This window comes from Peredibacter starrii, assembly GCF_034259205.1.
Taxonomy (GTDB): Bacteria; Bdellovibrionota; Bacteriovoracia; order Bacteriovoracales; family Bacteriovoracaceae; genus Peredibacter; species Peredibacter starrii.
The window spans coordinates 2412974-2429502 of sequence record NZ_CP139487.1 but is presented as its reverse complement, the minus strand read 5'-3'; the positions used below and the strand labels follow the sequence as shown (position 1 = coordinate 2429502).

General features: G+C 42.9%; 24 protein-coding genes. 13 read left to right on the top strand and 11 right to left on the bottom strand.

The features are described 5' to 3' along the window. Positions 1–24: 24 nt before the first annotated feature. Together SOO65_RS12330 and SOO65_RS12325 are read right to left on the bottom strand one after the other, a co-directional pair. Entirely contained in the window at positions 25–798 is a 774-nt protein-coding gene (locus SOO65_RS12330) for a hypothetical protein (protein WP_321390251.1), read from the bottom strand. After that, positions 795–1625: a 2-oxo acid dehydrogenase subunit E2 gene (locus SOO65_RS12325; RefSeq protein WP_321390246.1), complete on the bottom strand. Its 831-nt coding sequence runs from the start codon at positions 1623–1625 to the stop codon at positions 795–797. The genes SOO65_RS12330 and SOO65_RS12325 overlap by 4 nt, the downstream gene beginning before the upstream one ends. Before the next feature lie 63 nt (positions 1626–1688). On the opposite strand from SOO65_RS12325, the gene SOO65_RS12320 reads away from it, so the two are divergent. The 3 genes from SOO65_RS12320 to SOO65_RS12310 are packed head-to-tail and all read left to right on the top strand — an operon-like array spanning position 1689 to position 4806. Further along, positions 1689–2537 carry a methyltransferase domain-containing protein gene (locus SOO65_RS12320; RefSeq protein ID WP_321390244.1) on the top strand — a complete coding sequence of 283 codons (849 nt, stop codon included), beginning with the start codon at positions 1689–1691 and terminating at the stop codon, positions 2535–2537. Beyond that, a complete protein-coding gene (locus tag SOO65_RS12315; protein ID WP_321390241.1) occupies positions 2534–3862 on the top strand; it encodes a cytochrome P450 in 1329 nt (442 codons plus the stop codon). Before SOO65_RS12320 ends, SOO65_RS12315 begins: the two co-directional genes overlap by 4 nt. Then, on the top strand, positions 3859–4806 hold the full coding sequence (locus SOO65_RS12310) for a hypothetical protein (protein WP_321390237.1): 948 nt from the start codon (positions 3859–3861) through the stop codon (positions 4804–4806). The genes SOO65_RS12315 and SOO65_RS12310 overlap by 4 nt, the downstream gene beginning before the upstream one ends. On the opposite strand, the gene SOO65_RS12305 is transcribed toward SOO65_RS12310, so the two are convergent. The 5 genes from SOO65_RS12305 to SOO65_RS12285 form a co-directional block, all read right to left on the bottom strand. Then, a complete protein-coding gene (locus SOO65_RS12305) occupies positions 4771–5520 on the bottom strand; it encodes a sterol desaturase family protein (RefSeq protein WP_321390234.1) in 750 nt (249 codons plus the stop codon). The two genes, SOO65_RS12310 and SOO65_RS12305, sit on opposite strands and share 36 nt — an antisense overlap. Continuing rightward, the gene (locus tag SOO65_RS12300) at positions 5517–6152 is read right to left on the bottom strand and encodes a sterol desaturase family protein (protein ID WP_321390230.1); all 636 of its coding nucleotides are present in this window, start codon (positions 6150–6152) and stop codon (positions 5517–5519) included. Before SOO65_RS12300 ends, SOO65_RS12305 begins: the two co-directional genes overlap by 4 nt. Next, positions 6149–6886 carry a hypothetical protein gene (locus SOO65_RS12295; protein ID WP_321390227.1) on the bottom strand — a complete coding sequence of 246 codons (738 nt, stop codon included), beginning with the start codon at positions 6884–6886 and terminating at the stop codon, positions 6149–6151. The genes SOO65_RS12300 and SOO65_RS12295 overlap by 4 nt, the downstream gene beginning before the upstream one ends. A gap of 69 nt (positions 6887–6955) precedes the next feature. Then, complete coding sequence (locus SOO65_RS12290) at positions 6956–8140, bottom strand: ABC transporter permease (protein WP_321390225.1); 1185 nt, start codon at positions 8138–8140, stop codon at positions 6956–6958. After that, positions 8133–9332 (bottom strand): ABC transporter permease, encoded by a 1200-nt coding sequence (locus SOO65_RS12285; RefSeq protein ID WP_321390223.1) that lies wholly within the window; start codon positions 9330–9332, stop codon positions 8133–8135. Before SOO65_RS12285 ends, SOO65_RS12290 begins: the two co-directional genes overlap by 8 nt. Before the next feature lie 67 nt (positions 9333–9399). Here SOO65_RS12285 and SOO65_RS12280 point away from each other — a divergent pair, with 67 nt between their 5' ends. Continuing rightward, positions 9400–10038: a phosphatase PAP2 family protein gene (locus tag SOO65_RS12280; RefSeq protein ID WP_321390221.1), complete on the top strand. Its 639-nt coding sequence runs from the start codon at positions 9400–9402 to the stop codon at positions 10036–10038. Here the strand turns inward: SOO65_RS12280 and SOO65_RS12275 are convergent. Continuing rightward, positions 9998–10402: a hypothetical protein gene (locus SOO65_RS12275; protein ID WP_321390218.1), complete on the bottom strand. Its 405-nt coding sequence runs from the start codon at positions 10400–10402 to the stop codon at positions 9998–10000. The genes SOO65_RS12280 and SOO65_RS12275 overlap by 41 nt on opposite strands. Before the next feature lie 169 nt (positions 10403–10571). Between SOO65_RS12275 and SOO65_RS12270 the strand changes: the two genes are divergently transcribed. After that, positions 10572–10736 (top strand): hypothetical protein, encoded by a 165-nt coding sequence (locus SOO65_RS12270; RefSeq protein ID WP_321390216.1) that lies wholly within the window; start codon positions 10572–10574, stop codon positions 10734–10736. On the opposite strand, the gene SOO65_RS12265 is transcribed toward SOO65_RS12270, so the two are convergent. Next, entirely contained in the window at positions 10733–11368 is a 636-nt protein-coding gene (locus SOO65_RS12265) for an O-methyltransferase (protein ID WP_321390213.1), read from the bottom strand. The genes SOO65_RS12270 and SOO65_RS12265 overlap by 4 nt on opposite strands. A gap of 78 nt (positions 11369–11446) precedes the next feature. On the opposite strand from SOO65_RS12265, the gene SOO65_RS12260 reads away from it, so the two are divergent. From SOO65_RS12260 to SOO65_RS12250, 3 genes are all read left to right on the top strand, one after another. After that, complete coding sequence (locus SOO65_RS12260) at positions 11447–11746, top strand: hypothetical protein (RefSeq protein WP_321390209.1); 300 nt, start codon at positions 11447–11449, stop codon at positions 11744–11746. A gap of 62 nt (positions 11747–11808) precedes the next feature. Beyond that, a complete protein-coding gene (locus tag SOO65_RS12255) occupies positions 11809–12429 on the top strand; it encodes a TatD family hydrolase (protein WP_321390207.1) in 621 nt (206 codons plus the stop codon). 24 nt (positions 12430–12453) lie between these two features. Next, positions 12454–12897 carry a hypothetical protein gene (locus tag SOO65_RS12250; RefSeq protein WP_321390204.1) on the top strand — a complete coding sequence of 148 codons (444 nt, stop codon included), beginning with the start codon at positions 12454–12456 and terminating at the stop codon, positions 12895–12897. Here the strand turns inward: SOO65_RS12250 and SOO65_RS12245 are convergent. Further along, positions 12880–13737: an HNH endonuclease gene (locus tag SOO65_RS12245; RefSeq protein ID WP_321390202.1), complete on the bottom strand. Its 858-nt coding sequence runs from the start codon at positions 13735–13737 to the stop codon at positions 12880–12882. The genes SOO65_RS12250 and SOO65_RS12245 overlap by 18 nt on opposite strands. A 107-nt stretch (positions 13738–13844) precedes the next feature. Between SOO65_RS12245 and SOO65_RS12240 the strand changes: the two genes are divergently transcribed. Genes SOO65_RS12240 through SOO65_RS12220 form a run of 5 tightly spaced genes read left to right on the top strand, consistent with a single transcriptional unit; the run spans position 13845 to position 16126 of the window. Further along, a complete protein-coding gene (locus SOO65_RS12240) occupies positions 13845–14465 on the top strand; it encodes a hypothetical protein (protein ID WP_321390199.1) in 621 nt (206 codons plus the stop codon). Positions 14466–14472: 7 nt separating this feature from the next. Then, positions 14473–14742: a heavy-metal-associated domain-containing protein gene (locus tag SOO65_RS12235; RefSeq protein ID WP_321390196.1), complete on the top strand. Its 270-nt coding sequence runs from the start codon at positions 14473–14475 to the stop codon at positions 14740–14742. Beyond that, positions 14717–15091, top strand: coding sequence for a hypothetical protein (locus SOO65_RS12230; protein ID WP_321390194.1), 375 nt, complete (start codon positions 14717–14719; stop codon positions 15089–15091). The genes SOO65_RS12235 and SOO65_RS12230 overlap by 26 nt, the downstream gene beginning before the upstream one ends. A 14-nt stretch (positions 15092–15105) precedes the next feature. Continuing rightward, positions 15106–15609, top strand: a complete 504-nt coding sequence (locus tag SOO65_RS12225) for an RNA polymerase sigma factor (protein WP_321390191.1) — start codon at positions 15106–15108, stop codon at positions 15607–15609. Beyond that, on the top strand, positions 15602–16126 hold the full coding sequence (locus SOO65_RS12220; protein ID WP_321390189.1) for a hypothetical protein: 525 nt from the start codon (positions 15602–15604) through the stop codon (positions 16124–16126). The genes SOO65_RS12225 and SOO65_RS12220 overlap by 8 nt, the downstream gene beginning before the upstream one ends. On the opposite strand, the gene SOO65_RS12215 is transcribed toward SOO65_RS12220, so the two are convergent. Next, positions 16123–16482, bottom strand: coding sequence for a hypothetical protein (locus SOO65_RS12215; RefSeq protein ID WP_321390186.1), 360 nt, complete (start codon positions 16480–16482; stop codon positions 16123–16125). The genes SOO65_RS12220 and SOO65_RS12215 overlap by 4 nt on opposite strands. Between the last annotated feature and the right edge of the window lie 47 nt (positions 16483–16529).

Genomic DNA, 16529 nt, shown 5'->3' with positions numbered 1-16529 from the left:
AAAAACTGTGACAAGGGTCAGGTTTTATTTTGATGATTGGCCGATCAAATACGTCAACCTCAACCCGAGATAAGTAGGAAGATATCCCACCTTCCACTCGTAATCTGAAGATTTGAGGGTGGCAATGAGTGCTTCCACTTCCTTAGGATCTCTGGTTCTGAAACAGGACAGCACAATATCAATGAAGGCCACTAGAGGGACAAGGGGAATGATATAGGTCCAAAAAAAGCGAGAAAGCTTCCAGGGAAGAATAAAAGGCACGAGGAAAAAGCTGAAAAAGAAGGATGGCATGACCATCAAAAGCCCCAAAATATTTCTTTCAGTAAATTCGAAGACCGCGATGGGTGTTTTAGTGTCTTTGGCATTTTTTAAAACATCAAAGGCCACTTCATCCGGTAAATGATGAAAGGAAGTAAAAAGTGTTCTCATGCCGGGAAGATCGGAAGGAACGTTTCTTGCATCTACTGATTCGGGATAATAACGAATTCCTTCTGCAGGTTTAAAGTCTTTCGGAGGATAGAGGTCAGTGAGAGTCAGGTCTTTGATTTCTCCTGGCATCTTTTGTTTAAGGAGGACACTACCTCCACCAGAACCTGCACAGAGGTCCACCCAATGGCCGTCAGTCTTCTTGGCGAGTTTTGAAAGTTCAAGGATCGCCGGTTCATAGAGAGGGAGAATGCGAAGGTTCAGGGCCAGAAGTTCAGTCACGCCATCGCGAACAGCTTTCGGGCACCAAGGAAAATCCTGAATCTCAAACAACTGGCGGCGCTTTCCAAGTGAGATTCGAAGTGGATTCATAGGAGCTCTGGATGTTCCATGAAGCGTTTAAAGGTCTTCGACATATTGGCAGCATGAACGCCATCAATAATTCGGTGATCAAACGTCACTCCAAGTTTGCAGAGTTTCGCTATTTCAATTGATCGCGTCTCGGGATTGACCCATGGGCCATCTTTCACAGCACCGATAGAAAGAATGAATGGTACTCGTGAGTAATAAGGAATTGGTGTGAACGCAAAGTCAGCACCAAGAGATCCAATGTTAGTTACCATCGCACTTCCGAAGGGATCACGATTCACATTCAGGGCCGGCGACCAGAGGTTTAATGAATAGAGCACGAAACCAATAAGATCTAAAGCGTAACGAAGAATAAATGAAGGAATGAAGCGAATAGTTTTTTTAATGTTATTGAAGGCCGGGTCACCATGAGCTTTAAGATCTTTGACTCGAGAATTCATCTCCTGGGCCACAACTTTGAGTGATTTTTTATCAAGTTCTTTGATCACGATCCCAGAGAGGTCTTCTCCGGTGGTGTCCATTGCCACATGAAGAAAAATATCCACATCACGACGTCGATATAGTTTTCCCCAGCGAACGATTGAATTAATTTGCGGATGTTCACGAAAAGTCAGAGCGAGGGCCCGCGCCACATAGTGAGTCAGTGTGAGTTTAACATTTTCTTCTTTGGCGATCTTTTCTAAGTGCTTTAGGGCCGGATCTACATTGATCTCCATCATGCCATACACACTTGAGTCTCCGGTGATTCTCCAGGTTCCTAAAGAGATCTTTCGCCAGGGAGAAGTCGGTGTTGGTGTGAGGCCTTGAATGTTCTTGGTGATGAAGTTCATATGTAATAAAATAGTAACGGAGTTTAGCAATTTCACGAACATTTTAAGTCTGACGGTTTTAGTATGAAAATCATTTGGGATGAGAGTTCTCACGAGCACAAAGTCACTAAGTTCTACGCTCACGGCGTGGAGAACTATGTGGACTTTCATGGTGGTTACCTTAATTTTGGTTTTTGGGAAAACGGCAATGAGGACTATCTGGTTGCGGCCGAAACTCTTGTGAAGAAATTGGGAGTCATGCTGAAACTAGACGATCAAGCTGAACTCTTAGATGTTGCATGTGGAATGGGTGGGCAGGATATCGTTCTTGCTAATCATTTTCCGGTCAGGAAAATTACGGCCTATGATCTAATGTTCGAGCATTTGGTGCATGCCAAGCGGCGAATTGATCAAGCGGGACTTCAGGATAAAATCAAAACCGTTCAAGGAACTGCGATTAAACTTCCTTTCGGAGAGAATGAATTTTCTCATATCTTGTGTATTGAAGGGATTGTTCACTTTAATACTCGCAACCAATTTTTTAAAGAATGCCACCGAGTTTTAAAACCAAATGGGAGAGTGGTATTTTCAGACTACGTCGCCAAGAAAATGCCAACCAATCCTTATGAGGCATTTTTACTGAAGCTCGTAACAAAACTCTGGAACATTCCTTACGACAACGTAGGAACACCGGAAGACTATAAGGCCAATCTTGAGAAAGCGGGCTTTACAGATGTCGTCGTTCACTGTGTAGGTGAAAATGTGATTCCTGGTTACTGCAAAGAACAGAACCGTGAAGAATGCATCCAGGAGCTGGTGAAGATTCGTGGGTGGTTCGCCGGTCGCGTTGGGCACATTATTGATCACGTGCTTGATTGGTCATATCAGAAGGGCCTCATTGATTACGTACTCGTTGAGGCCAATAAAAAATGAATGAACTTAAGAAGGTCTCGAACTTAAGTCTTCTCAGAGGTGTTTGGAAACACCACTCAAATCTTGTGGAATATATTGAAGGCCTTCGAAAGGAAAATGGCGAGGCCTTTTATTTTTCTTTCGGAAGTTTGAATGGCTTCTTTTTAAATCGTCCGGATCTGGTCAAGACCGTCATGATGGAGCGATGGGCGACCTATCCAAAGTCCGCTCGCTATAAAACACTTTCGCCCTTAATTGGTGACAGCATTCTAACTTCCAATGGAGACCGTTGGAAAGAGAGGAGAGTTCTTGCTCAACCAATCTTTCAAACCAAGATCATTGCTGGTTATCGTGAGGTCGTTGAGAAGGAAGTGGATCTCTCCCTTTCAATGGTCAAGTCTGGCGAAGTCATTGATGCTTACTCACATGTGGCCCAATTCACTTTCAGGGTGATAAGTAAAATCATGTTCTCAGATGACATTGATGAGGTGTTTGAAGAGTTTCATGAAACAGTATTAAGAATTCAAAATGAGTGCACGGTGGTGGCCCTTTATCCATTTGAGTTTATGGATAATCTTCCATTGCCGGCCAATATTACATTTAAGAAGTTAAGTGGAATCATTCACAGAATTGTGGATGGAATCATTGAAAAGCGTCTTAAAAATCCTGATAAGGACTCTTATAAAGATCTTTTGAGCCGTTATTTGAAACAGATCGATGCCGAAAATAAAAACTTCTCATTAACGGAACTTCGAAATGAACTCGTGACTATGCTGATTGCTGGAAACGAAACGACGGCCTTATCTATAAGCTGGGCCCTCTATGAACTTGCCCGTCATGAGAATCATCAAGAACGATTGATTGATGAAGTGAAGGGGCTTTCGATGCCGAGCGGGGAAGAGAATGCTTTTCAGTTTTTAAAGCAAGTTCCTTTCATGAGCTCCGTTATCAATGAAATTTTCCGCATGTATCCCGCGGTGTGGTTGTTCTCTCGTCAGGCCGCCAAAGACGATGAACTTGATAGTATTAAAGTCAAAAAAGATTCACTAGTTTTGATCTCTCCGTATTTTTTACATCGAAATGCAGAGTTCTGGAATGATCCAAACACCTTCGATCCCCCTCGCTTTGAGAGACCCTATAACGAAGACGCTTTCATTCCTTTTGCGAAAGGTCCTCGTATGTGTATTGGCATGAGTCTCGCGCAGTTTGAGATCCAACAATACCTATTTCAATTCTTTAAGAAGTTCAAAGTCACTCCTGGTTGTGATTTAAGTCAGATTCGTCCTAAGCCGCTCGTGAATTTGTATCCCAATGCTCCGATTAAGCTTATGGTGACTTCTCTATGACCCCACAGGAATCTATTTATCGGTGGTTTAAAATCCTGGAAGAGAAGGGTGAGTACTCGCACTTTACGGTGATTGAGAAAACTGAATCAGGTGAAGTCCTGGAGAGCGAAGTCTTTCACGGTGAGATGGATGGAGTCGGAGGCTTCTTAAGTATCATGAAAGAGCGTGGGGAGAGTGATCTCCTGATTCCGGAACTCCCAGTGAGAAATCGTCCATCAAGTTTGTTTTTTGCTTACAGCTTTTTTCGCTACCTCATGCGCCTGCCTTTTTATAGTCCAGGCTGGAAAATTCAAAACCAGTGGAATAAAAAAAGTGAGAAACCCCAGGCCTATGCTTTTACTTCTCTTTCTGTTGCCGAGACTGAGAAGATTTGGATGAACGCCAAGAAGCTCGGTGTAAGTAGAAATGCCTATCTTCTTCATCATTTGAATCTTAGTTTAAATCCTTACATTAAAGAATCTCTGTTGCCTCGATATTGGTTAATTCCTGTCAATCTTCGCACTGACTTCAACCATCATTTGGAAAACATCACAGGTTTTGTGGACGCCAGGATCACAACTGGCCAGAGTGCTCAGGCGTTGGATAAAAATTTAAAGAAATCTCTTAGTCGCGGGGACTTCTTTGGTGGTCATGTCGGAATTGGTCTTGGCCAGTTTCTGGGACCTCACCTTTTGAAGTTACTGGTGACGATGAATGATTTCATTCAAGTGAGAACGGGTGTCTTTACCAATCTTGGTAATTGGAAAACAAAACCTGGCCATACTATGAAGTCCCATTGGTTCGGACTTCCACCGGTGATTGCGGCCCAGCCTTTTGGGGCCATGACGGGTTCCATGAATGGTGAGCAGTCTCTAGCGGTGGTTTTTCATCCGCGCCTGACTCTTTCAAAGGCCGTGGCCGAAGAGTGTTTAGCCAGATGGGTGAAGGCCCTTCTTCAGTATTGAGTGAGTCTTCTCTTTTACTTCTTGAAAACGCATGAAGTAGCTTTTCTGATTAGTGTTCATCCAGCGGTCCCACCAATTGTAGTACAAACTAAAATTTGAATTGTAGTATTGATGATGCATGTGATGATGTGTGGCCGTATTAAATTGTCGAATGATGGGAAAGTCATAGAGAAACTTCGGATAAAATTCATAAGGCAAGTGTCCGGCCGAATTACAAATGAGCATCCACAAAAACATAAACTGCATGATCTCTAAGCTCGTCGGAATGATCACCGGATAAATCACAAAGAAAATAAAATGAATAAAGGCCTCAACCGGATGAAAAGCAAATGCATCTAAGGGAGTCGTATCACCGCTTTGATGATGATGCTTATGGAAGCGGTAGAGGAACTTCGATTTATGCATCAAATAGTGGGTCCAATAAAAATAAGCATCGTGAATAAAAATCACCATGGGAACTGACAAGACGAGATACCAGGTTGGAAGGTCTTGTTGAAACTTCACTAAGCTTCCAAGAAGGAAAACTCCATAAATGATCGCGAGAGTTGAGAGCGATAATAGCAGGGGTCTTATAATCGATTTATCTTTTGAAACGACGGATTTCCAAGGTTCCAAAACTTTCAAAGGAGCAAAGCACAGCACGAGATAAGGAATGATCACGATCATTCCAAAAAGGATCAGTACATAGAGGAATTGCTCATTAGCAAAGCTCATCGGGCCCCTTTTACAAAGGAGCGCATGCGAGGATTGTCTTTGGTTTCTTTATTCTCTTTCATTGTACCTAATAAAAAGTCCCAGATCGGAGTGATCTGCCCAAAGTTACAACGAGGACTTACATGATGGGTGAGGTGAAAGTTCTGAAGGAAGCGCATAATGCCCTTCTCATAAATCTTTTCATGCACTTTATAGTGGACCCATTCGTAATAGTAATACACGAGCACTAGACCAAAAGTGAGCTCAAGAGCGGTTTGAAATGGGGACCGGAACACAAAGTAAAAAATCCCAAAATGAAAGAACACGCCCAATGTTCCTGTCACCCAACCTGAATTGATCACACCTGTATCGGTTGGATTCTCATGGTGATACAAATGAAACGAACTTGTGAGGTAGCGAAGGATTCTATTTTTAGGAATCCAGTGAAAGAAGTAGCGGTGAATGAGATATTCAACAAAACTCCAATACAGAAATGATAAAGGCAACGCGATCAAAAGATTTAAAACCCTGATCTCTGGCATACAGAGAACGAGACCTGTGAGTAGTGGAACCACAAAATACAACACGGTCCAAGGATTCTTGGCCGCGAAGAACTTTAGAAGGATGCGATGGTCTTCAATTAAGTGCTTCACGCCAGGGCCTCCTCAAAAACAGAATGAGAAAAGGCCATGCGATCAAAGACCTGTGGAGTGAGACGAATCACCGCAGAAGCGTGATCGAGGTCTTCAAAGACAGTGTGTTTTGCCCCTGGAATAAGAGCACTCTCAGTCGGGATCATGCCGTCATTAGGAAGTTTATAGGTTAGTTGAATGAAGTCTCTTGGAATTTTTAGAATAGAATCAAAACGACCGGCCTCAGGTTTTTTAGAACTGCCGATACACTCAATAGCGATCTCACTGATAATTTTTTGGATTTCCTCAGCGTGACTCTGCATATAGCTGGTTCGTATATTGCGAGATAACTCATTAATTGAAACCACTTCGCCATTTAGAACAATTTTGAAAAATGCACTTGTGATGGTTTCAGATTTCATCGCCATATCGGCCAGAGGAGTTCCAAAGAACGGACATTGGGCGAAAATAATCTTTTTAAAATTTGAACGAAGCTCGGGGTAAAGAATCAGAGCATGCAAGAGATCCACGCCACCCTTAGAGTGACAGAAGGCCACAAGATTTTTTTGATTTAAAATGCGCTCACGAATGATTTTGGCGTTCTTTTCAATCGACCCCTCAGTATGGACCGGCATAATTTCAAACGGTATCTCACGAGCTTTGAGATACTCCATTTGATCAATGAAATAGGTTCCAAGAAATGTATTAATAAACGGATTAAACATTCCCGGAATGAAGATTACTGATGTGGCCATGGGGGTATTTTACTTGAGAGGGCCCACGGGGATGGGTCTTTAAGAAATCTTTTCCAAACTGTCTAAGAGTTAGACATCGGTCTGGCTCTTCTTGAGCACAATTCTAAGCGGATAGAAGGAAGCGATCACCAGAGTCACTATAAGAAAGAGATTACATGAAAGGAAAACCCAGCCGTAGAAATTCAGGTACATGTCTTGGGAGAGGTGAATGCCACCCATGGTAATGGGCGCCCCACCTGTTAGAACCGACAAATTAAGCGGGATGATATTAAAAATCCCGATACAAGTGAGCATTACAAAGTTCCCTAATAGAAGGGCCACAACTGAGACGAGAAAAATCTCAAGGGCAATGGATTTTCTGATCCAGCTTGGAGGTGCCCCAATGATGGTGGTCATCTTGTATTCTTTCACCCGTTCTAAAAACGAGAGTGAAAGAGTATTGGCCATGGCAATTCCCGCCACTAAAGCAAAGAAAATGGCATAAAATTTTGTAAAGCGGTCCATGAAGCTTGAGCTTGAAGCAATTTGTGGCAAGAGTTTTTGCCACTGAATTTTCTCTAAAATGGACGGACCTTTAATCGGATCACCAAAGTTCACGAGCAGGTGATACTGATCCGGGCCCATTGAGAGAAATTCCTGCATTGAGGAGAGATCCGTCACGGCGAAAGTCTTCTCAAACTCACCACCTCCAAGATCTAAAATCTTCTCGACGGTGAAAAGCTCATTGGCCACTGATCCGTCGACCGCCTGGCCAATGACTGCCACCTCATCACCTTCATCAACGGCAAGGGCAAGGGCCAGACGTTTTCCCAAAATCAGAGGGAATTTATGCTGAAACTTAAAGTCTTTTTTTAAGAGAGTAGAAAGGCGTGAGAGTTCAAGCTCTCGCTTCATATCGTAGCCATTCATTAAGAGTGGGAAAGCGTTTTTCTGACTTGCGAGTAGCACCACTCCTTGAGTCCTCAAAGTGTAGGTCTCTGGAAGTGTTTTGATGGAGTCTTTTTGAATGATCTTGAAAGGATTAATGCTCCCTTTTTCAAAGTCATAATAAGAAGGGGCGGTGATTTGTTCCTGGCCATACTTCATGCCCAGGATGTTATCCATCATGGTTTTAAATGTTGTTTGTCGGAAGGTCAGAATCCATAGCGTGAGAGCATTGGCGAGCGCGATTCCCAAAATAAGAAGAATCGTTCGGCGTGGATGACGACCAAGATTCCGGAGGGCCACTTTTAAAAGGAAGAAATGATCACGCATCGATGACTTCCTTTTTAACAAGTTTCTTCACGCAAAAATAATTACTGCCAAAAATAATCACAGCGTGAAAACTTAAAATCACAATCACATTCATCCAGTTAATCACCGGGAAAACCAGAGGAGAAATCTGAATGCCTTCACGCACGACTTGTTGTTCACCCAAGAGAGTAAAGTCGAGTCCTTTTTGAATACTTAAAAGATGAAGAACGCCCCAGATAGAAACACTTAGGATGAGAGAAATTCCGATAATCGTAACTGCCTCACAGGCGCCTAATAGATAAATCGTTTTATCACCAGTTCCTAGAGTGCGAAGAAGTTTTACTTCTTCTTTTCGCTCGTCCCACAAGATATTAATCGGTGTGATGATTGATACAAAAGCAATCACCAGCATGAAAACGATAAGCGCGCGAGTGGTGCCATCATGGAATCTCATCATGACATTAAGTTCTGGGTAGAGATTGTCCCAAGACTTAAGAACCAGATTTTTATTCTTAATCACCGGAGGAACCTTGGCGTCTTGTGGTTTTAAAATCACACGGTGAAAAGACCCAGCGTCCGCAAGGCTTAGAAGATCCTGAATGACTTCATTCCTAACGTAGGCATTATGTCCCTCAAAACCTGGCCCGTATTTATTAAATATACCCACCACTGTAAGGGCCTCATTTAAGATCGCATTACTTCTGTCCTGATAGGTGATCACCAGATCATCGCCGATGGCGAGTTTAAGTTTCTCGGCAAATTTCTGGCCGATCACCACGGTCCGGCGGTTCTCTTTGGGAATGGGCCAGGTGCCCGTCACATGCGCTTTAAGGGGGAATACCTTCTCATGAGACTCCGGCTCAATTCCAATCAGGGTCAATTCCTGAGAACCTTCCGGGTGAAGGATGGTGGTCTTCAACAAAAGCTCAGGGGTCATTTTATAGGGTCTTAATTTCTTTAAGAGCTTCCGGTCCAGGACCTCAGGATTCATGGGATCCTGGGTATCGAAAAAGCCCCGATCCAGGACCTGCCAATGGCCCGTTTCGGTCTCAATAATGCTGTTTTTAAGCTGGTGGTTCTTCCCTTCAAAAAGACTCGCGGTGAAGAGGGAAAAGATCGAGGTAAGGCAAACAATAACAATAATAAACGCATTTCGGGACTTCTGCCGAATGATCGACCGTAGGGCGAAATGGAGGATTGCTGTCTTGTTCATGGACACATGGTAAGTCATTTTTACACCGGCACTACCGTAAGATTCTGTCCGGGGTAAAATTTACAACATGTTAAAGCGAATCAATCTAAACGACTTGGCCCTCATGGTTGGCGTACTTCTGGTGTACGCGATCCTTTATGTTTTCAATAATCGGTTTCAGTTTTTTGAGATCTGGAACATTCCTCGCACGGCCTTTGATGAGATCGTGGTGTTTTCACCGAACTGGATTTGGATTTATTTGTCGGCCTATCTCATGCCAGTCGCGATGTTTTTCTTTTTGATTCGATTGGGACTTCATCTTCATTTTCTACAATTGTTTTTTATCCTTACTATTATTACCAATATTGTGTTCTTTCTGTTTCCGAGTTCGATCGATCGAATTCCGGTTCCGATGGAAGGAGTGAATGATCTTACAAAGCTCGCCTTTGAAATTTTGTTTTCTGCGGATAAACCGTTTACTTGTTTGCCAAGTACTCACGTGAGCACGTCTTTCATAGCGGCCTTAAGTGTCCGCCAACATCCAAGACTCTTTTTAATTTTCACGGTGTTTGCTTTATTGATTAGTTATTCGGCCTTAGCGATCGGTCAGCACTATGTTTACGATGCCATTGCCGGTGGATTTGCGGCGTTGTTGGCACTTGAGATTCATAACCGAACGGTGGGAGCTATGGAGAATCAGTTAGCACTAGGCTTTCTATCTCGTTAGCATCGAACTCCGCCCGCATAGGATCTTTATCCAATTGAATCACACCTTCTACAACTGAAAGTTCCATGTTGTATGAATCTACGAATCGTTTCGTTGTATGTTGTTCAAGCACATTGAAGTAGGGAATGCCCTCGTCCTTGGCCACTTCGGCCGCTCTCTTCATCCAGATAATATCGGCGAGACTCTCTTCTTCCGGTTTTTGAACCTCATAGGTGATCTTAAAGGTATTAGATTCCTCCAATACTTGTTCCATGGGTGCCTCTTCCTGTTCCTGGCGCTCCATCGGCCTGTTCTCTTGCCTCATGGTCGGGATGAGAAAGAGAAGTGCGGCCATCACGACAACTACGAACTCAGTTAATCTCATAAGAGACCTCCATTCCAATCAAATTAAATGAGGGGAATGGTTTAATGAAAATATAATAAAACTAAATTATGCCCGAGTAATTAGGTGAGTGAGACATGCTTCATGGAGAATTCATATGAAGCGGAATGTGAAGCCATATAAAATAGAAGAATCGAGAAGGAGTTTAGTCATGAAACACTTCATTATCATGGCCGCATTCATTCTAATCGGTTGTGCTTCACAAGAAAGAAAAAACTGGGATTCCGGCGGAGACGCGCAGAGGGCCTATGACCAACAGCAAATGCAAGAGCAAGTCGAAACCATGCGCGTTCAACAACCAGGCGGACGTTATTAGTTTTTTTGAATCAGGAACATTCCATCTCTGATCGGAAGAAGTGTTTTCGTATACCCTTCTAGATCCCGCGCTTTTTTATTATGAGCGATGATTGAGTCAGTTTGCTTATCCAGTCCCGGAGTCAGAATTTTTCCTGCCCACAAAGTATTATCCACAACAATGAAACCATTCGGGCTTAGGTGCTCAAGGGCCCAGTCCAGATAGTTTGAGTAATTGTTTTTATCGGCATCGATGAAAACCAGATCGTATTTTCCGTCTAAGTCTTTCATTGCTTCCAGACCCGGTTTTAAAATCTGTTGAATTTTTTTACCGTGTGCTGACTTGGCCCAGTATTCTTTCGCAATTGCTGTGGTGGCCGGATTGATATCGATTGTCGTCACAGTTCCGTCAGCTGGAATTTGCTCTGCCATCACTAATGCTGAATAGCCAGTATAGGTTCCAAACTCCACGATGTTTTTTACTTTCCCAAGCTTAATGAGGAACGTCAGCACAGATGCTTCCATCTCTCCAATCAGCATGTTACTTCCGTGAATGCCAGCGCGAGTGTGATCCTCTAGGGCCTTCGCATCAGCGCTTGGACGGGTTGAATGATCGATGCAATATTTTTCAATTTCAGCTGATATAAGTCCCATTTTTTTAACTCCGTGCAATGTATAAATCTATAGACCTTCTTTATAACCATTGGTTTAATTATAGAAAAGGAGATTCCAATGAAAAATTTAACGATGGTTCTCGCTCTTCTCGTTTCAGGATCAGTATTCGCGGCCAAGGACGCTGTTTTCCCTAACGTTTATAACTATGGTTCACAAGTTCAGGTTCAGGTTTGGAACCATGATGCCCGTAATGTTCACTGTAACGGAACTCTTTGGATGAGAACTCAATCTGGTAAATCATACTCAGAATACTATTCTGACTGGGTCTTCGCTCGCGGTTCTTCTTTCAGAACATTCTACGCTCGTGACCTCAACGACAGAATCCAAAGCGTTTCTCACAACATTTCTTGTTTCTAATTTTGAATCAGACTCCTTATCTTGATATTCATACTCACAGACGGGATTTTTACGATCCCTCTGTGAGTGTTCAGTGTCTCTCCGAAAAAGAACTTAAAACCGAAAAATCGGCCGAATACACTTCCGCCGGGGTCCATCCCTGGTGGCTGGAAGATTTTCCGGAAGACATCGAAGTTTTTAAATCCCATGTAAAAAATCTCGCAGAGGCCAACAAACTTTGGGCCGTCGGCGAATCCGGAATTGATCGCACTTATCCAGAGTACCTTGAGCAGCAAAAAGAGCTGTTCACATGGCACTTGGAGTTAGCTGAGAAGCATCAGCTGCCTTTAGTGATTCACAATGTCCGCGCCGGCGCAGATTTTTTACAAATCATGAAAGAGCGCAAACCGACGACTCCGTGGATATTCCACGATTTTCGCGGCAACGAACAACTCATGAAAGATTTTTTACGCTTACATTCTCAATGTTATTTCTCCTTTGGTTTATCTCTGGATAATTCTCCGCAAGTGCGAGAACTCCTGCCTTCTGTTCCTCTTCAAAACTTATTCCTAGAAACGGATTCTCAGAAGCACCTCGACATTCACGATATCTTTCTTCGTGCTGCCGAATGTCTTCACTTGGATCTCGATTTCTTAAAATCTCAGGTGTGGCTTAACTTTAAGAAACTTGCTAGAACACACTAGTCGATAAACTCAACTGGAGGTTCTATGAAATTGCTTCTCACTTTCGCGGCCCTGGTATTTTCTTTATCTTCTTTCGCTTCTGAACGTGCTTTTATCTCCTATGCTGGAATGGAGTCCTGGGGACGCTCATTCTATGCTTGTACTTACGCTGAATCTCAAACCATCAAGCACCTTAAAACTCTTGGTGCCACAAACATCGATGTAACTTGCTCTGGCGGCATCGATATTTGGATGCAGGGCCCAGTTCGCATCGTTGCGGAGTTCGATGTTCCAGCACCTACTGGCCGCGATGAAGCTCGTCGCATGACAATCACTGGTAACCGTCGTAATCCATCATGTGGTCTGAACGTTGCGATTTTCAAAGCGATCCTACCTAAGTTCTCTAAAACAATTTCTGTAACAAGTGCTGATGATGCTTGTTTATCTCGCACTTCAAATTACTCTTACGATTTACTTGTAGACATGTAGTTTCCCGGGCGGGGCCAAAAGTCCCGCCTTAATCCTCGCTCTTTGATTGCAAGGAGAGCACAATAATCTCAAATTCTCTTTGGTATTTGGCCCTCCCATCGAGTAGGGGAGAATATGATCATAATTAAGATTACGAGTTGATCCACAGTTCGTGCATTTCTTATCTCTCGTATACACTTCCCGTTTTACCGATGCAGAAATGACTCTTCCTACTTTCGCTGGCGGAAGTGATTTGCGAGGTTTTGTTTGTTTGAACTTTGTTTTTTCGACCGCTTCTATGGCCTTCTTCGCCATAAATTGGACGAGTTCATCCATTTCCATTTCTCTGCCGATAAGATTTTTGAGCTTGTCCACCAAGGCCAGGGTCTCATCTTTAAGTACAAACGCAACTTGGATTTTGTCTTTTGATACGCGCTTCTTTTTGTCTTTAGGTTTTGCTTCCTTACCTGTTATTTCAAATAGTTTTTGTTCGCATTCATTCTTAGTTAGATTCTCTACTTCTTTAAAGACTTCACGCTTTTGAATAGGATCTTCAATAAATTGATTCACTAATGAAATATTAGTTAGATTCAAGCTTCCGTTTTCGATTTTCTTTTCAATCTCTGGCATCTCAGCAATAGCTCGGGCGGCGACGATTCTTCTTTGGGCCGCTCCTTCTGAATAACCTAATTCATGGACACAATAGGCGAATAGAGAGGAATACTTCAAATCGCAATAAAGCTTTCTTTTATCTATTTCTTTCAAATGATGAAGCACTTTTACAGTTGCTTCTCTTTCAGCACCCGCCAATTTTTTTGTGTCACTTAGTAAAATTTTATTTGCAACATGATTTAGTCTCATGCTAGAAACAATACGGAAAAGATACGGAATGGTCAAGTATTAAAAAAAATACTTTCGCTGGCGAAAGTAGCTGTCACAAAAAGGAGGCCCCCACCGTTATAGAGTGCATGAAAAAGCTAATCACATTTGCAGCTCTGTTGTTCTCATTTAAAAGTTTCGCCCATCCGGTGATTTATAAGGATGGCTGGGCCATAAGCTCATCCAATATGAAGGATTACTCGAATAACTATGTCATGTATTCCTTCACCAATAAATTTGCCATTGGAGTAGATCATTGGCGCTTCTCTCAGGAGAAGGCGAACACTGAAATGGGTTTTTTAAAACTGAATCATCTTCTTTGGCGTGCTAATGGCGAAGATTACCAGGCCAATCTTTATGTCCATGGTGGCGTGGGTGTTCGAGATCAGGAATGGCAGCCTCGTGGGACCTTTGGAGATTATGTAGTTGGTGCTGAGGCCGACTGGGAGACCCGCGTCCTTTACACAGCATTGAAGTACTATCAGTTTTCAGATTTATCCATGACCCAAGCACGTGTGGGATTTTCTCCGGCGATTGCGGACTTTAACAGTCTTCAGACTTGGTTCATGGTGCAAGGGATGGTCATTGATGACTTAAATGAAACCGTCATGATCACGCCGATGCTTAGATTTTTTTATCAGAATGTATTATGGGAAATTGGATCCTCGACCCGCGGCGACTGGATGCTAAATCTCATGGTTCATTATTAGGGGGCATATGAAGAAATTATTAGCAGTATTTTTAATGTTAGGAGCAATGAACGTTATGGCTACGGAAATAAATGTAAAAGTAAATGGTATGGTTTGTTCCATGTGTGCTCAGGGAATTCAAAAGAAATTTTCTGGCCTTGGAGTAAAAAATTTAAATGTGGACCTATCAAATAAATTTGTAAAATTTGAAACAGGTGACCAGGATGTTTCAAATGAGACGATCACAAAACTAATTACAGAGGCAGGATACAATGTTGCTTCGATCGAAAGAAAATAAAATTATAAGCTACCTAAGCTTGTTCTCGTCTTTTGGAACGCTCATTTGTTGTGCGATTCCATCGACGTTGGTGCTTTTAGGTTTCGGAGCAAGTCTAGCGAGTTTTTTGGGCGAGTTCCCGCAACTCATTTGGCTCTCTGAAAATAAAGAACTGGTTTTTGGACTGAGCTTTTTCATGCTTGCGGTGTCCTTTGCTGGACAAAAATACGCAGAGAAACAAGTCTGTCCCATTGATAAGAAAGAAGACTGTCAAAATACCAAGAATTGGTCGAAGCCGCTCTTCTACGTCACCTTGGTGATTAATCTTATCGGCGCGTTTTACGCCTTTGTTCTCCCAAAATTAATGTGAGACAATAGGGGTCTATGAAAACTGATGAACAGCTGATGCGCGAATACGTAAAGGGGAGTGAAGTGGCCTTCGGGCAACTTTATGAAAAATACTCCCCTATGGTTTACGGGTTCATCAGAAAACGTTTGCGAACTTCGGAGTCAGAAGACTTTTATCAAAAGGTCTGGCGGCAGCTCCATGAGAAGAGACATCTCTATCAGGATCAGCCATTTGCACCGTGGTTCTTTGTTATGATGAAGCACTTATTGATTGATGAGTATCGATCGTTAGGAAGGCTTAATAAACAAGAGTTCCAGGATGAATTGATTGAAAAAATCTATCATCAGGACCTCAAAGATGATGGTCTGGAAGAACTCCTGGAGACTCTTCCAAAGGAATCTCAAGATTTGGTTCGTAAGTACTATCTTGAGGGATTTAGTTACGAAGAATTAGAAATGGAAACTGGGTTGTCACAAGCGAACCTTCGCCAACGTCTATCTAGAACACTTAGAGGTTTAAGGAACAAACTCTATGAATAAAGAATTTTTAGAATTTATGACTGGAAAAGAAAGTGTCCCGGAGCATTTAAAGTCTCTGGCAAAGAAAGACATTCTCTTAAGCTTCCACGCGAAATCTATTATTGCTAAGTTCTTGGGCTTCCAGCTTTTAGGGGCATTGTTTTCAATGTCGGTGTGTCCGCAATTTGGACTAGGACTAGTGGATGGTCACGGCATCACTCATATGGTGCGTATGATTGGTGATTGGGCCTGTGCGGCCTTTTGTGGATCTCTCTTCTTATCTGCCGGACTCATGGTGGCCTTCATTGGAATGAAGGGCGAAGAGCTTTGGTGGGTTTGGAACCGTTATAAGTTTTCACTTATCTTTCTTCCGGCCATTCTTTGGAGTGGGCTGATGTTGACCAATATTTCACTCGATCTGACAGGTGAATCAATTTCTTATCACGTGATGTGGATTGTATCGGCAGTGGTGGCCCAATGGGCACTCCTTAAAATGAGAAGTACCATGTTCTTAAAGCACGCCACACTCAGGTATTAACGAGGAAAGCAGATAACGTTAAATACGTCCTGTTTGCCACCGAAATCGTGCACTAACTCTACCGGGAGAGTGCGAGCAGTTGTTGGATAACTGCGCTTGGCCTCTCGGCGATAAGTTGCATCCAAGACATTTACCGCGCGGGAAACTGAGACCTCGATCATTTTATTGACTCGCTCGATACTGATTTTAAGGTCCCAGCCGCCGACATTAACTGTGCGAGTGGCGCCAATGTCCATCACAAAACCCACTTCAGAGTGTTTGTGTGAGGCCTGGCAGGTGTACTGCGAAGTTTGTTTTTGAGCATGGCCAGTGAGCATGAGAGCAAGGAAGGTGAAAACCAGGAAGAGGATTTTCATGAGGTCTCCTTTGAGGGAGACCATGATTACATTGAAGGTTTAAAACC

Excerpts from the sequence above, each read along its gene's own strand:
- SOO65_RS12330 (WP_321390251.1), bottom strand. The coding sequence starts at position 798 with ATGAATCCACTTCGAATCTCACTTGGAAAGCGCCGCCAGTTGTTTGAG.
- SOO65_RS12325 (WP_321390246.1), bottom strand. The coding sequence starts at position 1,625 with ATGAACTTCATCACCAAGAACATTCAAGGCCTCACACCAACACCGACT.
- SOO65_RS12320 (WP_321390244.1), top strand. The coding sequence starts at position 1,689 with ATGAAAATCATTTGGGATGAGAGTTCTCACGAGCACAAAGTCACTAAG.
- SOO65_RS12315 (WP_321390241.1), top strand. The coding sequence starts at position 2,534 with ATGAATGAACTTAAGAAGGTCTCGAACTTAAGTCTTCTCAGAGGTGTT.
- SOO65_RS12310 (WP_321390237.1), top strand. The coding sequence starts at position 3,859 with ATGACCCCACAGGAATCTATTTATCGGTGGTTTAAAATCCTGGAAGAG.
- SOO65_RS12305 (WP_321390234.1), bottom strand. The coding sequence starts at position 5,520 with ATGAGCTTTGCTAATGAGCAATTCCTCTATGTACTGATCCTTTTTGGA.
- SOO65_RS12295 (WP_321390227.1), bottom strand. The coding sequence starts at position 6,886 with ATGGCCACATCAGTAATCTTCATTCCGGGAATGTTTAATCCGTTTATT.
- SOO65_RS12290 (WP_321390225.1), bottom strand. The coding sequence starts at position 8,140 with ATGCGTGATCATTTCTTCCTTTTAAAAGTGGCCCTCCGGAATCTTGGT.
- SOO65_RS12285 (WP_321390223.1), bottom strand. The coding sequence starts at position 9,332 with ATGAACAAGACAGCAATCCTCCATTTCGCCCTACGGTCGATCATTCGG.
- SOO65_RS12280 (WP_321390221.1), top strand. The coding sequence starts at position 9,400 with ATGTTAAAGCGAATCAATCTAAACGACTTGGCCCTCATGGTTGGCGTA.
- SOO65_RS12275 (WP_321390218.1), bottom strand. The coding sequence starts at position 10,402 with ATGAGATTAACTGAGTTCGTAGTTGTCGTGATGGCCGCACTTCTCTTT.
- SOO65_RS12270 (WP_321390216.1), top strand. The coding sequence starts at position 10,572 with ATGAAACACTTCATTATCATGGCCGCATTCATTCTAATCGGTTGTGCT.
- SOO65_RS12265 (WP_321390213.1), bottom strand. The coding sequence starts at position 11,368 with ATGGGACTTATATCAGCTGAAATTGAAAAATATTGCATCGATCATTCA.
- SOO65_RS12260 (WP_321390209.1), top strand. The coding sequence starts at position 11,447 with ATGAAAAATTTAACGATGGTTCTCGCTCTTCTCGTTTCAGGATCAGTA.
- SOO65_RS12250 (WP_321390204.1), top strand. The coding sequence starts at position 12,454 with ATGAAATTGCTTCTCACTTTCGCGGCCCTGGTATTTTCTTTATCTTCT.
- SOO65_RS12245 (WP_321390202.1), bottom strand. The coding sequence starts at position 13,737 with ATGAGACTAAATCATGTTGCAAATAAAATTTTACTAAGTGACACAAAA.
- SOO65_RS12240 (WP_321390199.1), top strand. The coding sequence starts at position 13,845 with ATGAAAAAGCTAATCACATTTGCAGCTCTGTTGTTCTCATTTAAAAGT.
- SOO65_RS12235 (WP_321390196.1), top strand. The coding sequence starts at position 14,473 with ATGAAGAAATTATTAGCAGTATTTTTAATGTTAGGAGCAATGAACGTT.
- SOO65_RS12230 (WP_321390194.1), top strand. The coding sequence starts at position 14,717 with ATGTTGCTTCGATCGAAAGAAAATAAAATTATAAGCTACCTAAGCTTG.
- SOO65_RS12225 (WP_321390191.1), top strand. The coding sequence starts at position 15,106 with ATGAAAACTGATGAACAGCTGATGCGCGAATACGTAAAGGGGAGTGAA.
- SOO65_RS12220 (WP_321390189.1), top strand. The coding sequence starts at position 15,602 with ATGAATAAAGAATTTTTAGAATTTATGACTGGAAAAGAAAGTGTCCCG.
- SOO65_RS12215 (WP_321390186.1), bottom strand. The coding sequence starts at position 16,482 with ATGAAAATCCTCTTCCTGGTTTTCACCTTCCTTGCTCTCATGCTCACT.